The organism is Klebsiella sp. 141240, from assembly GCF_050600805.1.
In the GTDB taxonomy this organism is placed as follows: Bacteria; Pseudomonadota; Gammaproteobacteria; order Enterobacterales; family Enterobacteriaceae; genus Klebsiella; species Klebsiella aerogenes.
In genome coordinates this window covers 59,425-74,295 of sequence record NZ_JAQIRK010000018.1, presented here as the reverse complement: position 1 = coordinate 74,295, position 14,871 = coordinate 59,425, and the positions used below count along the sequence as shown (strand labels likewise).

13 protein-coding genes and 1 pseudogene are annotated in these 14,871 nt (G+C 52.1%); 7 read left to right on the top strand and 7 right to left on the bottom strand.

Translation table 11 applies throughout. The features are described from left to right. The 6 genes and pseudogenes from PGQ95_RS22440 to PGQ95_RS22415 all read right to left on the bottom strand — a co-directional run. Positions 1 to 239: pseudogene (locus PGQ95_RS22440) on the bottom strand (hypothetical protein); the annotation flags it as partial. Continuing rightward, a complete protein-coding gene (locus PGQ95_RS22435) occupies positions 227 to 748 on the bottom strand; it encodes a DUF3304 domain-containing protein (protein ID WP_430919398.1) in 522 nt (173 codons plus the stop codon). The pseudogene PGQ95_RS22440 and the gene PGQ95_RS22435, both read right to left, overlap by 13 nt. A 160-nt stretch (positions 749 to 908) precedes the next feature. Beyond that, entirely contained in the window at positions 909 to 1,685 is a 777-nt protein-coding gene (locus PGQ95_RS22430; RefSeq protein ID WP_316425244.1) for a DUF4123 domain-containing protein, read from the bottom strand. 9 nt (positions 1,686 to 1,694) lie between these two features. Beyond that, entirely contained in the window at positions 1,695 to 4,079 is a 2,385-nt protein-coding gene (locus tag PGQ95_RS22425; protein ID WP_430919396.1) for a type VI secretion system Vgr family protein, read from the bottom strand. A gap of 27 nt (positions 4,080 to 4,106) precedes the next feature. Next, positions 4,107 to 4,808, bottom strand: a complete 702-nt coding sequence (gene tssL, locus PGQ95_RS22420; RefSeq protein ID WP_430919394.1) for a type VI secretion system protein TssL, short form — start codon at positions 4,806 to 4,808, stop codon at positions 4,107 to 4,109. Between the two features lie 352 nt (positions 4,809 to 5,160). Next, entirely contained in the window at positions 5,161 to 5,787 is a 627-nt protein-coding gene (locus PGQ95_RS22415) for a helix-turn-helix domain-containing protein (RefSeq protein ID WP_430919392.1), read from the bottom strand. Between the two features lie 280 nt (positions 5,788 to 6,067). Here PGQ95_RS22415 and PGQ95_RS22410 point away from each other — a divergent pair, with 280 nt between their 5' ends. Together PGQ95_RS22410 and PGQ95_RS22405 are read left to right on the top strand one after the other, a co-directional pair. After that, a complete protein-coding gene (locus PGQ95_RS22410) occupies positions 6,068 to 6,514 on the top strand; it encodes an STM2901 family protein (RefSeq protein ID WP_045380871.1) in 447 nt (148 codons plus the stop codon). Further along, positions 6,508 to 6,858 carry a DUF1493 family protein gene (locus PGQ95_RS22405; RefSeq protein WP_430919390.1) on the top strand — a complete coding sequence of 117 codons (351 nt, stop codon included), beginning with the start codon at positions 6,508 to 6,510 and terminating at the stop codon, positions 6,856 to 6,858. Before PGQ95_RS22410 ends, PGQ95_RS22405 begins: the two co-directional genes overlap by 7 nt. 428 nt (positions 6,859 to 7,286) lie before the next feature. On the opposite strand, the gene ampC is transcribed toward PGQ95_RS22405, so the two are convergent. Then, positions 7,287 to 8,432: a CMY2-MIR-ACT-EC family cephalosporin-hydrolyzing class C beta-lactamase gene (ampC, locus tag PGQ95_RS22400; RefSeq protein WP_348854100.1), complete on the bottom strand. Its 1,146-nt coding sequence runs from the start codon at positions 8,430 to 8,432 to the stop codon at positions 7,287 to 7,289. A gap of 142 nt (positions 8,433 to 8,574) precedes the next feature. On the opposite strand from ampC, the gene ampR reads away from it, so the two are divergent. From ampR to PGQ95_RS22375, 5 genes are all read left to right on the top strand, one after another. Continuing rightward, positions 8,575 to 9,465, top strand: a complete 891-nt coding sequence (gene ampR / locus PGQ95_RS22395) for a LysR family transcriptional regulator AmpR (protein ID WP_113374949.1) — start codon at positions 8,575 to 8,577, stop codon at positions 9,463 to 9,465. A gap of 445 nt (positions 9,466 to 9,910) precedes the next feature. Then, positions 9,911 to 10,438: a fimbrial protein gene (locus tag PGQ95_RS22390; RefSeq protein WP_087859131.1), complete on the top strand. Its 528-nt coding sequence runs from the start codon at positions 9,911 to 9,913 to the stop codon at positions 10,436 to 10,438. Positions 10,439 to 10,507: 69 nt separating this feature from the next. After that, positions 10,508 to 11,191, top strand: a complete 684-nt coding sequence (locus tag PGQ95_RS22385) for a fimbrial biogenesis chaperone (protein WP_045391067.1) — start codon at positions 10,508 to 10,510, stop codon at positions 11,189 to 11,191. A 90-nt stretch (positions 11,192 to 11,281) separates the two neighbouring features. Further along, positions 11,282 to 13,807: a fimbria/pilus outer membrane usher protein gene (locus tag PGQ95_RS22380; RefSeq protein WP_430919400.1), complete on the top strand. Its 2,526-nt coding sequence runs from the start codon at positions 11,282 to 11,284 to the stop codon at positions 13,805 to 13,807. 19 nt (positions 13,808 to 13,826) lie between these two features. Next, positions 13,827 to 14,867 (top strand): fimbrial protein, encoded by a 1,041-nt coding sequence (locus PGQ95_RS22375; protein WP_213317716.1) that lies wholly within the window; start codon positions 13,827 to 13,829, stop codon positions 14,865 to 14,867. Positions 14,868 to 14,871: the final 4 nt, after the last annotated feature.

The following is a 14,871-nucleotide window of genomic DNA, read 5'->3' as shown; positions in this document are numbered from 1 at the left end:
ACATGGTTGTATCCTCTAATATTCCCTGCGCTCGACTCGCCAGCCTGGGAGTGCGAACATCCCGATAACAACACTGACACAAATAAAGCAATGCCCCGGATAATCCATTTTATTCTGTTCACCCTTCCTCCCTGCGCTTTTTGCCTGGTGAATGGTATAACTTGTGCCCTGCGGCTATCTGGCACACATAATTTCACTCGTTGGCTAATAGCCCTGCCAGACGCTTTTATTTCTGACATGTTGCGGGCTCCTGCATATTCATCGGCTCTTTAATGGGATATGAAGGAGAATTTAGCCCCTCAACACCTGTATAAACCTCAACCTTCTGGCAAGGAAGAATATGAACAGAAAACTCACCTAAATGATTATATTGTGGAATAGGTATTTCAGCACTGTATAGCTGATATTTGGCCTTATGCATAGCATATGCCGAAGAATCATAGCCAAATCCTTTATCTTTTTTCTTTATATTTTCATTGGGGAATAGGTCCACCTCCCATTCAATACGCGCAACCATTCCTGGCCGCCATTGATCAGGAAGGGTCACGCAGCAATACCCACCACCTAATCCGGGAACCCGGTATCCATTGACTGCAAACCAATTTATTCTCTGACCCGCCATATGATTATAAGCGCCTACTGTAATAGCGGTGGTATCACTTTCACCAGCATGTAAAGGCGAACATCCCGATAACAACACTGACACAAATAAAGCAATGCCCCGGATAATCCATTTTATTCTGTTCACCCTTCCTCCCTGGCTTGAGCGTTTGTTGTTTTCCTACATTGCAAATCGAATCAATCGATAACAACACGACATCTATCACTGCAAAAAATAGTGTCCAACAGGGAGAAAGAATTCATAAGCCAGTTTCTATCGATTTTTTGGTACCTGCGTAATAGACGCTTCATATATTTATCACCTCTAATTCTGCATCGGATGCCAAATCACCTAAATATCCTTGCTGGCTTGCCTTTAAAGCTACGGAAAGGCAGTACGAAAAATGCTCCTCTTTCCCGCCTTGCGAAGATAACCGCCTCGCCAATAAAGCTTCTGCATCACTAATACAGCCCATCAGATCTATCTGATCATCGCCAACTCGCCCCAATTGAGGGTTATTTGCCAGTTCGCGTGCAGGAGAAAATGTTCCCGTTTTCCAGACGATCTCGCCGTCTCGGTCTCTCCAGCCCCAGAACAGCGCGATATCCGTAAATGCAGCCTGTTGTTCTGCGTTAAGAACGTGAGTAAGTAAGGATGGGAACACGCGGTTATCGTAATAACGCAGTAAGCCGGTCTGCTCTTCCCACTGTACCTGCGACAATGCCTGCAAATGGCGGCAGAGCAAATCAAAGGCCAGAGGAGATATCAGCAACGTCAGGCGCGGAGTACCAGAGAAGTATTCCAGTAACTGCTCCAGCCACATCCGGTGGCTCGTTAGCGCAAAACACAGCCGCATAACGACCGGCGAATATTCCAGCATTCCCCCCTCCGGGGTTCCTTCGAACAACTCAAACCAGCGCAGATCGGGAGATAACTGGCGTAGCGCATTTTGCAGCGGCTGGTTGGTTCCAGCCTGATCGATCAGAATATCAATATAGTCCTGCCCGGTAGCAGAACAGAGAGACTCACCCTGCTGCATCCAAAGCATATGCTTTTTGGGTGTTATCAGTGGTGTTGTTGTCATCAGATGTCCTTATCCTCGCGGCGCAAATGCGACGGCTTCTTCCTGCGCTTTCTTCAGGCAGTCCTTACACACCGACTTAGGGAGTTCCGGCAGTTGGGTACCGACACTCACCGGTGCATCCCAGATGTGCTGACCTTTAAGGCTCAGTGTCCCCGGCGTATGGATCTCGATACTGCCCTGCGAGGAGATGCGAATCGACCCACCGCCGCAGCCCAGCACAATGCCGTTCTTCGCCGCGAAATGAAGCTCGCCCTGCGTGGACTGCACGGTGACATCCTTCATGGCCGTTAGCGCCATTAAATCGCCATGAGATTCGATGGTCAGCGGCCCCTTGCCAGACACCATGCGCAGCCCTTCCTGCTGCGCGAGCAGTGAAATGGTCTGGCTGGCGTTCAGGGCAATACGCTCTCCGCTGGCAATATTGACTTCCCCCTGGCTTTGCAGGTGCAGCGTCTGAGCGCTATTTATCAGAACGGATTCCCGGCTAACTACCCCAATCCCTTGCGGGGCGCTCAGCAGCATGGCCGGAGATTTCAGTTGATCGGCGGCGGCAAGATAGCTTTTCAGATGCGTGGTATCAGGTTGAAGGTTGTGATGCGACTGGGTGATGGTACGCCACTCGGCCATCTGGTTGACCGCACCTTTGACCAGGCAGATTGCCGCAGACATTTCCAGCACCTGTCCGCTTGCCGTGGCCTGCGCATCTGCGGTCAGGAAAAGCCCTTTACCCGCCCGGAGAGTTCCTGTGCTGTCGGTTCGCAGTTCAAAACCCTCACCGCGTTTGTTACGCGAACTGTCAACAATATGGCCGAGCGTCAATTGGCTCTTGCCGCCATATTCTGTCGAAATTTTAACGTGCTCAGCCCCGCGCCGATCCTCAAATCTCAGTTTGTTGTTCGCAGGAGTCCTTAACACGTTACGCTGATAGTTATAGAGGTTGACGTGATCTTCATGTCGGGAATCATGCATAGCGCAGAGGATGTACGGCCTGTCAGGATCGCCGTTAGTGAAGGCAATCATCACCTCCGTGCCGGCAATCAGCGGGAAATGCCAGCCGTAAACGTTCCCCGCATACGGCCTGGCAAGGCGTACCGGAAGGCTTTCAAAACCAGACCGCCAGGTAGTATTGAGATCGAACTGGAAACGCACCCGGTAGCGCCCGGTTTCATCCAGTTCAGCATACTGCGCGTTTTCAACCGGACTGGTGACTCTGGCGAGCAGCGTACCGGCAATGTGCGGCCTGCCCAGCAAAGGTGGACGATATGAGAGGTGCAGACGATGGGGCACGGCAGTAAAGCTGATGATGTAGGCGGTATCGCGGGAGACGCGCTGTGACGAGGTCGATACCACTAATAGCCCGTCCGGCGCTTCCTCCCAACGTTTACCCTGTGGATGAAGAATCATCCCAGGACGGATCGTCATGCCGTTTGATTTGCCGTCAAAGACAACCTGTTCTGTTACCAGACGTTCACGACGACGCTTAACAAACCAGCGGCCTTGCTCCGGCTGTTCTGCTGCCTGCCTGCCCTGCTCTTTGTAATTCTCGCCGTAGCGGTATTCTTCGCCAATGAGCGCAGGCATATCCAGATCGGTTTCCAGATGCGCCTGCAGATCGCTTTGGGCTTCGCGATAATATTCATCGTTCACTCGCGTCTGCCCGGCAACCGAGCGGCGGTTGAGCGTCATCTCCCACAGGGATTCAAGACCGCCATCGAAAAGCCCTGATGGATGACGGTAGGCCATATTCTTCTCTTCGGCGAAAGAATGCGTGTAGTCTCCGAGAACCAGCACATCCCGATGATTCTCTTCATCCCAGACGAAATAAAAAAATACGCCAACATGCGCCAGATGACGCTCAATAAAGGATAAATCGCTTTCTGCATACGAGATATAGAATTCGCGCACCGGATACTGGGTTTTCAGCGCATAACGATAGTCGAGGCTGGAATATCCCCAACGCTTCAGGATATCTTCAACGACACCAATGACGCTTTTATGTTGATACACCGCATATGTCAGGCTATTACGTAATAACGCCAGGCTGGCTTCCAGCACAACCACATAACGAGTGATATCAGCAGTTCGTTCACATTGCTGAAAAGCGGTAATAACACCACGCATGACGCGGGGTTCGACCGCTTCCCATGGTTTACCATCAGGATAAAAAAGGAGTTCTGCGGTCGTGTTAATTAACACATCTGCAGGAATATCAGGGGCTTCACAGGTCAGTTCAATGGAATAACGCCACGGGGTATTTAACGCTTCGTCGCCGCTAAAGCGAAGGACAGACAGTTGAATGTCGGGGCGTCGCTTGCTTAACTCCGGTATGTTCAACTGGTAGTGGTTATACACCGGAATTTTGTTTCCTTTGAGGATATATTTATTCTTATTCATGACCTGCATCTCCCTGGTCAATTGTTATTAGCTCAGCGTGAACCATTGTCCGAGCAAATAATGCAGATGGGCGCTCATTGCACAGGTAATGGCAACAATAAGCAGTAAGCCCAGTCCTCTCATCAACCAGGGGAAACGTCGCCAGAAATGAATATCCGGGCGAAAGTTACGTATAAAGACCGGAGAATTCATTTTTTCTTTTGTTGCAGGCAAAAGCGCGCTCAGCTGCTTAAACATAGATTGTCGTTCTTCATTTTCTTCTCCACCTTCCCTGATAAACTTCCCCTGATAGCCCAGCAAAAGCATTCGGTGATAACAGGCCACAACAGCTTCTGAGGGAACGGCTTCGTGCAGCAGGTTCTTGATATGTTCGTAGAAGAACTCACCGCCATTTAAGTTTCCAAGATAGCGCCCCTGAAGGGGTGTATTCTTCCACCAAAGAGAAACATCGATATCCGGCTGCGTCATTACCGCTTCATCCAGAAAAACACAGTGAGCAAACTTAATTTCACTTGCAAGCCCCTCAGATGCACCAGCTGCAAACAACGCTTTCTGAACCTGCTCAATCATATTCTCGCACGTTTTATAAAGCGTCTGATCAACGACAACGGCAGGCACATTACGAATTGCCAACGCGAGCAACCATGTATCCTGAAATATTTCATCAATAAAGGATGTCGTAATAGATTTTGTTTGATTGCTGCTCTCTCTTTTTCCCAGAGAAGCCATGACACCCTGCCTATAATTAATGAGGAACTTATGTTTAGCGATGGTATTGGCGCAAAATCAGGCGGGCAATAAAATGGATGTTACCAAATGTAACCAAACAACGAACTTATACTCTAAAAGCTTGTTGCACGAGGAATATCATCAAATCAAAGAAGAACACAAAATATTTCACCAGGGCATTAAATTATTAACCCTTTAATTTATTTAAAAGTTAAACAAATTCATCAGCATTATATATGACATCTAACTATTCCATATGGCTATTTTAGAGAAACTAATAAAAAGTCAAACGCAAAACTCGCTCAAAATAATCTGTTAGCAAACGAGTTTAACCTAATGACTAAAATAACGATCACTCCACCCGATACGCCGCTATCATTCGCGTCGTTCTGGTCAGGCTATCCGCCACCTCCACTTCCGCAGTCGTAATCGCCATCCCCGCAGAACGCAGCGCCGAAATATCCGCAGCGATTCGCTGGATGCCAAACCAGAACAACCCATCCAGCGCATTGACCTGCAAACCACTTTCCAGCGCCAAACGTAACCGCTCGCGCGGCGCCTTTATCTCTTTTGCCAGCTGCTGATAGGGCGCGGCGGAAACCGCATCCGGCCCGCTGCGAATAATCCGACTCACAAAGCGATAACGAAACTCATCCGGAACGGCGCTGAGATCGGCTTTCAGGCTGTAAACGCAGCCGCGTTTCTTACCATTAATCACCACATTCTTCTGATTCAGCGCCAGCGCATGGCGTAAGCGATCCACCAGCTGCGGGGCGCGAATAAGCAATAAACGAAACGGCAGTTCGAAGCTGGTGGCGTAGTCGACATTCAGCAATGCAGTACGCAAACGCGTTTCACTGTTCGCCTTTTCCTGCTGACATTCAGCAATAACTTCCGCCCACTGGCGGGTAATACGCGGGGATTCGTTGCGCTCGATGAACTGAAATTTTTCAATCTGATAGTCAATACGTCCAGCCATTGCCGTTCCCTGTGGTTCACCATCTCGCTGATAGTTTTCAGCAGATTGCGTCCATTCGCAAGTAGCAGTTCGCTTTAAGTCATCATGAGCTAACTTCACCAGGGAATATTAGCTGAACAAATAAAAATAGATGAGAAAAGACATTTTTATTAATTGATTAAATGATTTAACAGAACATTTAATAAGAGCTATTTTTCAGAAAACGTTTATATCAACAGTTATTGTTTCCAATAAACCAGGCAGCTACATTGCGTAAAAATAGCATTACTGGGATATAAAAATGGACACAACAGAACAAGTTAATGGAACATATTATTACAATGGCAAGTCAAATCTCTCGTCCCATGAACTTCTTTTTTGGGTTTTTCTCGATACTGCAGCCATTCATTTTGGAGTAGATGATATCATGACCATTGCGTTAATCATGCTTGGTCAACCCATAAAAAATACCCGGACAAAACCAGGCGGAGCGACTAAAGGGACGAGCATTTTGAGCCATGAGTTACGGAAGGTTTTCCACAATGATTTAAAAGTCAGGCTCCCGACGTTAACCAACCAATCCATCCGTAATCTTAGATGGAGCTATGTCACTAATCTGGGAGCATTCGTTGGACGCTGGATACCCATCCTCGGGATTATTTACCTGACAGGGGATGTAATTTATGTATCAATAAAAGCAACCACTAGATACAACGCCATTGCCAGAGGTGACGATAAATTATGGTAGATCAAAACAATATCGCAGCAGCCGTTCTGGCATGGTATGAAACACAATGGAACAAGCCGACACTTACCGGCAAAAAGCAGCAGGTGAATGCGGATTTATCACTCAATACGGGCGATTTTCCCTGGGCCAGAGAAAGTGGCGATGACATCATGCAATCATATTTCCGTCAGTTTAATGTAAAGCAAGATGCATTTGATTTATTTAATTATTGGCCTCCCGAACAGGGTTTCCTCCCTAATTTCCTATTACCGAAATCCAAACGCATTTCTCCGCGCACACCGGAGCCGTTAACACTCGCGATGCTCATTGCGTCAGCACAGGCTGGGAGATGGCTGTATCGTTAGTTGTTTGAAAATAAAGAGGCCCTCTCCCGGATAGCGGCGCGCTGCGCCTTATCCGGGCTACCAGTTAGTGCCAACTTGTAGCCCCGGTAAGCGTAAGCGCCACCGGGGGTTTTCCCGGTTAGCGCCAACCTGTAGCCCCGGTAAGCGTAAGCGCCACCGGGGGTTTTCCCGGTTAGCGCCAACCTGTAACCCGGTAAACGTAAGCGCGACCGGGGGTTTTCCCAGTTAGTGCCAACCTGTAGCCCCGGTAAGCGTAAGCGCCACCGGGGGTTTTCTCAGTTAGTGCCAACCTGTAGCCCCGGTAAGCGTAAGCGCGACCGGGGGTTTTCCCAGTTAGTGCCAACCTGTAGCCCCGGTAAGCGTAAGCGCCACCGGGGTTTTCCCAGTTAGTGCCAACCTGTGGCCCGCTAAGCGCAGCGCAAACATCCTTACTGCAGCGCCTCAAGAATATGATACGCCGCCTTCACCCGCTCCGGGTTGGGGTAGCTTTTATTCGCCAGCATCACGATGCCGAGATCCTGTTGCGGGATAAAGGCCACGTAGCTGCCGAATCCGCCGGTGGAGCCGGTCTTATGTACCCAGGCGGCCTTCACCGGCGGCGCGGGCGGATTGACTGCCGTTACCGGCGTCGCGGCAAGCGCTACCTTATTATCGCTGCCGTTAATCAGCACCTCGGCCGACACCGGCCAGTTCAGCATCTCCCAGCCGAGACCCTGATACATCTCCCCAGCCCGCCAGTAGCGCGACTGCGCCAGCTGGATCCCCTGCCGCAGATTTTTATCCTGCACCGCCTCGTGGTTCATATTCGCCAGCACCCAGTGCGCCATATCCTCAATGCTCGACTTCACGCCGTAAGCCTCAGCGTCCAGTTGCCCCGGCGAAACATGTACCGCTTTACCGTCACGATAACCCCAGGCGTAATCTTTGCTCTGGGCGGGCGGTACGTTAATCCAGGTGTGGCTCAGTGTTAACGGCTGCAATACGCGCTGAGTCATCGCCTGTTCAAAGCTCATACCGGAAGGTTTCACCGCCAGCGCGCCGAACAGGCCAATGCTGGCATTGGCGTACAGCCGCTTACTCCCCGGCGCCCACTGCGGCTGCCAGTTCTGATAGTAACGCAGTAATGCCGCTTCATCCGTCACCTCGTCCGGTACCTGCAGCGGCAGACCGCCTGCGGTATAGGTGGCGAGATGCAGCAGCGAAATCCCCTGCCACTGCTTGCCGGTCAACTGCGGCCAGTACTTCTGCGCCGGATCGCTGAGCTTAATTTCACCGCGCGCCACCGCATCGCCGCCCAGCACGCCGGTGAAAGTCTTACTAACAGAGCCCAGCTCAAACAACGTCTGTCGCGTCACCGGACGCTGGCCGGCGACATCGGCCTGGCCCCAGGTGAAATAGTAGGGTTTGCCGTGATAGATCACCGCCACCGCCATACCCGGTATCGCCTGTTCTTTCATTAACGGCGTGATGGTCTGATTGACCAGTTCGCGCAGCTGCTCCGCCGTTTGCGGCGCGGCAAACGTCGAAAATGAGGCGCCCAGCAGCAGTACGCCTGTAAGGGATTTTTTCATCATGAAGTATTTTTCCATTATCGGTTCTCGCTCAATATCCACTCTCGTCCGGGCCCTTCAGACGCGCTCAGTGTCGGTGTTTTGCACTGCGCTGACAAACTGTTAAATTTAGCAGCAGGCTTTAGTTTTTCTAACGGATAATGTTATGACGCGCAGCTATCTTCCTCTCAATTCACTGCGGGCGTTTGAAGCGGCCGCCCGGCATCTCAGTTTTACCCGCGCGGCGATTGAGCTTAACGTCACCCATTCCGCTATCAGCCAGCATGTGAAGACGCTGGAGGAACATCTTAACTGCCAGCTGTTCGTTCGCGTGTCGCGCGGCCTCAAGCTCACCACCGAAGGAGAAGGCCTGTTACCGGTACTCAATGAGTCGTTTGAAAGGATTGCCGGGATGCTCGACCGTTTTACCGGTCAGCAGGCGCAGGAGAAGCTCAAGATCGGCGTAGTCGGCACTTTCGCCACGGGCGCGCTGTTCCCACTGTTGCCAGCCTTCTGGCGCGAGTGTCCGCATATCGATTTGCAGATCTCCACCCATAACAATCGCGTCGATCCCGCCGCCGAGGGGCTGGATTATGTGATTCGTTTTGGCGGCGGCGCCTGGCATGATACCGCCGCGCAGTATCTGTGCGCCGCCCCGCTCTCCGCGCTGTGCGCCCCGTCATTAGCTGCCCGGCTAAATACACCGAAGGATATTTTGCAGTTCACGCTTCTCCGCTCTTATCGCCGCGACGAATGGTCGGCGTGGATGCAGGCAGCGGGAGAATTGCCGCCTTCGCCAACTCATCGGGTCATTGTCTTCGACTCATCCGTGACCATGCTGGAGGCGGCGCAGGCAGGCTTAGGCGTGGCTATCGCCCCGGTAAAAATGTTCAGCCATCTGCTGGAAGAAAAACGCATTGTGCAGCCGTTTAAGATTCATATCGATCTCGGCAACTACTGGCTGACGCGTTTGCAATCGCGTCCGGAAACGCCGGCAATGTTGCATTTTTCCCGCTGGCTGGCGGAGGCCTTAAAAGGGGTTAATTCGGCGGAGTAATCCGCCATCAGTAGGCGCTCCCGAAGGTAACAGGAAACATTTGGAAATAACGCTTACACATTATGCATAGCGATGGATAAATCAGCGTTTTTAATTTGCCCGGCACAGCGCATAAACGTTTACCTCCTGAGAAACAAAAACAATAAAACAAACTAAAAACAATAAGTTAATTAATTTCCTTTCCCCGCAAAACTCTCTCCAGCGCCCCGCTGACCATAAAATTATTATCGTTGCCGTTATCAGATAAGTCCGATCAAGTGCATCGTTTATGTCTATTAATTTTCTGTAATTAAGTCACCGAAGCAATCAAAACGCGAAAACTGTTGCTGTATATTTCATCGCGATCAACACGCCAACATAGGTTATCTGGATACCCATCTGCACGGTATTCGCTTGCCGTGTTTGATTACCACTATGGTTATCCCCTTAAGTACATGGAGTTAAAATGAATAAGAAATTACTGCCTGTTGTAGCACTGATCCTGTCCGCGTCCGCCACCAGTGCTTACGCAGTTAACGGCAAGGTCAACTTCACCGGTGAAATCATCCAGTCAACCTGTACTGTGACTTCTACCGACCAGAACAAAGACGTTTTCATCGGTAAATACCCGACTACCGCGTTCAACGCTGTTGGCGATGTTACCGCTTCTAAAGCGTTCACCATCAACCTGGAAAAATGTGAAGCCGGTGATTACTCCCTGCGCTTCGACGGTGCGACCGTTGCCGGTAACCCGAACCTGCTGTCCGTTGATAACGCTGGCGGCGTAGGTATCGAAATCCTGACCAACGACGAAAAAATCGTCCCAATCAACCAGAGCGCAGACGACAACTCCCCGTGGGTTAACGTTGCAGCGTCTGACGACAACAGCGGCACTGCGGTATTCAACCTGAAAGCTCGTTACAAATCCTTCCTGAAGGATGTGACTGCTGGTTCTGCTAACGCAAACGCCACCTTCACCATCGAATACAAATAATACGGATAATCCCGTTTTAGGGTAGACGTTTTGGCCATGGATGGCTGGTAACATTATTTGGAACGTGAAATGAAAAAGTTATTAACCGCTTTATTGTTATTTGTCTCGCTGGATACTTTTGCGGGTATTCAGGTCGATCAGACTCGGGTTATTTATAACGGCGGGGAAAAATCTGCGGCGTTATCCATTCATAATGATACCGATGAAACATGGATGGTTCAGACCTGGCTTGATACCGGTGACGCCACCGCAACGCCAACCAATTTACCGATGCAGGCTATTCCGCCGATTTTAAAACTGGCGGGCAATAAAGACGCTATTTTGCGCTTTGTTTATTCCGGCAGCGGATTACCGACCGACCGCGAATCCGTGTACTGGATTAACGTGCAGGAAATTCCGCCTTCGGCGAAACAAGAAAACGTACTGCAGATTGCGATCCGCACCCGCGTGAAGCTGTTCTACCGCCCTACCACGCTGAAGACCACTTTGCAAAAGGAAGCCCAGGCCCTGACCTGGCGCAAGCAGGGTAACGAGCTGGTCGTGACTAACAAAGGTCCGCTGCACGTGACTTTCGGCGTACTGACGCTGAAGAGCGGCGCGAAGACCTGGAAAGTGAATGCTGACATGGTTAACCCCATGGACTCTCTGAACATCAAATTGCCAGCCGGCGCGGCGGCAGCGGATCAGATGTCATTCACTTTTATCAATGATTTTGGCGGACATACGGAAATTAAAGATATCCGCATTCAGTAAGAGAGCAATACAATGGCTAGCCATAATAAAATAAGGACGATCCCTGGATGTCTGGCGCAGCACGTTCGCTTTGCTGTTTACGCCTCGACAATGTCATTACTGGCGACACCATTTGTCAATGCCGAAGAGCAATTCAATACCTCTTTCATCCGCGGGGCGAATAACGCCTCGCTGGTGCAAAACCTCTCTACCGGCGACGATATTTTACCAGGTAAATATGCCTTCGATATTTACCTGAATAAAAATCGCGTCGATCACCGGGAAATAGAATTTAAAAAAGATACGCCTAACACCCCGGGCTATTTCTGTTTAGATGCCGACAGCTACCGTTCATACGGCGTTCTGGTGCCAGATACCGCCGGCAGCAGCGCCTGCTACGATCTGGTAAAAAATATTCCAGGCAGTAGCGTGAGCTGGAACGCCGCGCTGCAGGAGCTGAACATCTCCGTCCCGCAAACCGAACTCGAAGCGCGACCACAGGGCGAGATTTCGCCGCTGGTCTACGACGACGGTATCAACGCCGGTTTTGTTAACTATGCCTTCAGCGGCAGCCACTCCCGTTTTTCCAGCGGCAGCGGCAAGCAGGACAGCGACTACTACTTCCTGAGCCTCAATAACGGCCTTAACGTCGGCGCATGGCGTTTTCGCAATACCTCTTCCCTGTCGAAACAGACCGGGCAAAAAGAGCAGTGGAACCCGATTTCCACCTGGGCGGAAACCGATATCGCCTCGTGGCGCAGTCGCGTGCAGATTGGCCAGAGCAACACCAATAACAACGTCTTCGACAGCTTCCAGTTCCGCGGCGCGCAGATTTCCAGCGTTCCTGAAATGCTGCCGGACAGCCGTCGCGGCTACGCGCCGGTCGTACGCGGCGTCGCCAACACCAACGCCCGCGTCGAAGTGCGCCAGAACGGCTATACCGTATACAGCACCGTGGTGCCGCCGGGACCGTTCGCGCTGACCGATATTTCACCAAGCACCCTCAGCGGCGACTTAGCCGTAACGGTTATCGAGGCGGATGGCTCACGCCATAGCTTCACCCTGCCTTACTCCTCCGTACCGAATATGCTGCGCGACGGGATCTGGGAGTATCAGGTGACCGCGGGTAAATACCACGACGGCACCAATAATTATCAGCCGCAATTTATCCAGGGCACCGTCGCGCATGGCGCCGGCTCCGACTATACGCCATATGGCGGGATTATCATGGCCGAGCACTATCGCTCCGGCGTGGTCGGGTTGGGTAAAAACATGGGCGAGTACGGAGCGGCCTCCGTTGACGCCTCATGGTCTGATACCGATCTGGCTTCCGGCGAGAACAAGCGCGGCGCCAGCGTACGCTTCCTCTATTCCAAATCGCTCAACACTCTCGGTACCGACGTACAGATCGCCGGCTACCGTTATTCGACGTCGGGCTTCTATGACTTCTCCGATGCGGTAGCTGAACGTAACAACTGGCAGAACGGTTTCTACCACACCCAGTATTACGATCAGAGCGACGATAAAACCGGCGCGCCGGATTGGGCGACGCAAAACCAGCGCCGTCGTTACTACGACTCGCAGCAATACAACAACAAACGCCAGCGCGTCGAGATGACGGTCAACCAGCACATTGCCGGCGCTTCGCTGTACGCGACCTTTATTCGTCAGAACTACTGGAACACTTCCGCTTACGACCGCACCATCCAGACCGGTTTTAACACCACCTGGAATCGCGTCAGCGTCGGCGTGTTTTACCAGAACAGCCGCAGTAACTACGGCTATAGCGACAACAGCGTTAACCTCAACGTCTCGGTGCCAATCAACATCTTTGGCCCGGACCATGAAAGCACGGTTAACTTTAACGCCTCTAACAGCAAGCAGAGCGGTAGCGGCTACAGCGCCGGGATGAGCGGTACGCTGCTTGATGACAACCGCATGAATTACTTCGTGCAGAGCGGCCACACCCAGCACGGCGGCGATACCAGCCTGGTCAACCTGGGTTATCTGGGCAGCATGGGTAACGTCGATCTGGGCTACAGCTACAACAACAACTATCAGCAGACTTCGCTGAACGTCTCCGGCGGCGTGGTCGCGCACTCCGGCGGCGTCACCCTGTCGCAGCCGCTGCAGAACACCTTCGTGGTGGTGAAAGCGAAAGGGGCGCAGGGCGTGCGCCTGGAAAACCAGCCTGGAGTAGCGATTGACCGCTTCGGCTACGCGGTGCTCACTTCTGCGATGCCGTATCGCCACAACCGCGTCGCGCTGCGTACTTCGGATATCGGCAACGGCCTGGAAATTCCGCTGGCGGCGAAAGATATCGTGCCGACCGAGCGCGCCATCGGCCGCGTGACCTTTGAAACGCATCTCGGCCAGAGCCTGCTTATCCACGCCAAACTGGCGGACGGCAGCGTGCCGGTGATTGGCGCCAATATCTTTGGTCAGAACGGCGAACATGTCGGCGTAGTCGGTACCCGCGGTGAAGCGTACGTTTCCGGCGTTCAGAGCGGCGACCGTCTGCAGATGAAATGGGGCGACGATGCCGACGCCTCCTGCAGCCTGACGGTGCCAGAGTTACCTGCTATTCAAGCCGATCAACCCGGTGGTTATCAGGTCGTCTCCCTGACCTGTAAATAACATGAAAGGACAATTAGTTATGTCGAAGTTTAACCTCTTATCCCGCACCGGGCTGACGCTGCTGGTACTCTCAAGCGCGCTGTTCTCCACCAGCAGCTTCGCGCTGAGCTGTAAGAAGAACGGTACGGAGATATCGCAGACCATCGCGCTCACCGATCAGATTAACGTTTCGACCGCTAACCTGAAGCCAGGCGCCCTGCTGTGGCGTTCGCCGACGTTTACCTCCACCTTCACCTGTACCGATACGGATCATATGCCCAACGGCGAAAATGCGTATCTGTACTGGGATCCGGAAACCCGGATGCAGAATATCCACAACTCGCTGGAAGTCGGCGTAACCTATCTGAGTTCCGATATTAAACCTGCAAAAGGTCAGAAAACCGACATCGGTCCCGGTACGGTCTGCCGCCGCAACCGTCCCGGCGGTGCATGCCAGTCTCCGGCGACCCCGCAGACCGTCACGGTGACCTACTCGGTTTATATTAAAGCCACCGGTAATCCGCCGCCGTCAAACGGCGTGATTAACGACACCAACCGCTACGCTATCTTCCAGGTTGACGGCGTTGGCGGCCTCAACAGCCGCCCGAATAGTAACTTCCGCGCGTGGGTCACCGGGCTTGGCAACATCCGCTTTATCGCCTGCAACCCGAAAATCACCGTCTCGGCGAACAATGGTTCAACGGTAAACTTCGGCAGCATCCCGGCGCGCAATGCCGTCGTCGGCGCCATTGAGAAACAGGTTCCGTTCAGCGTCCGCGCCGACCTGACCGGCGCTGGCCAGGATTGCCAGGGGCAGACCTTAATGGCCAGCTTCAGCACCCAGCAGCCGACCCAGGACACCAATACCATTCTGCCATCTAACGATAGCGGTTTTGGCATCCTGCTCTCGCGCGCAGATGCGCCGACAACCTGGCTTTCCATGAATACCCCGACGCAGTTGGGCATGATTAACGGCAGCGTGGTAGAAAGCAACTTCCTGGCCAGCCTGAAATGGCTAAGCGTTAAGCCAAAAATCGGCACCTTTAATGCGACGGCCAATATCGACGTTACCTTTAAATAGTGAA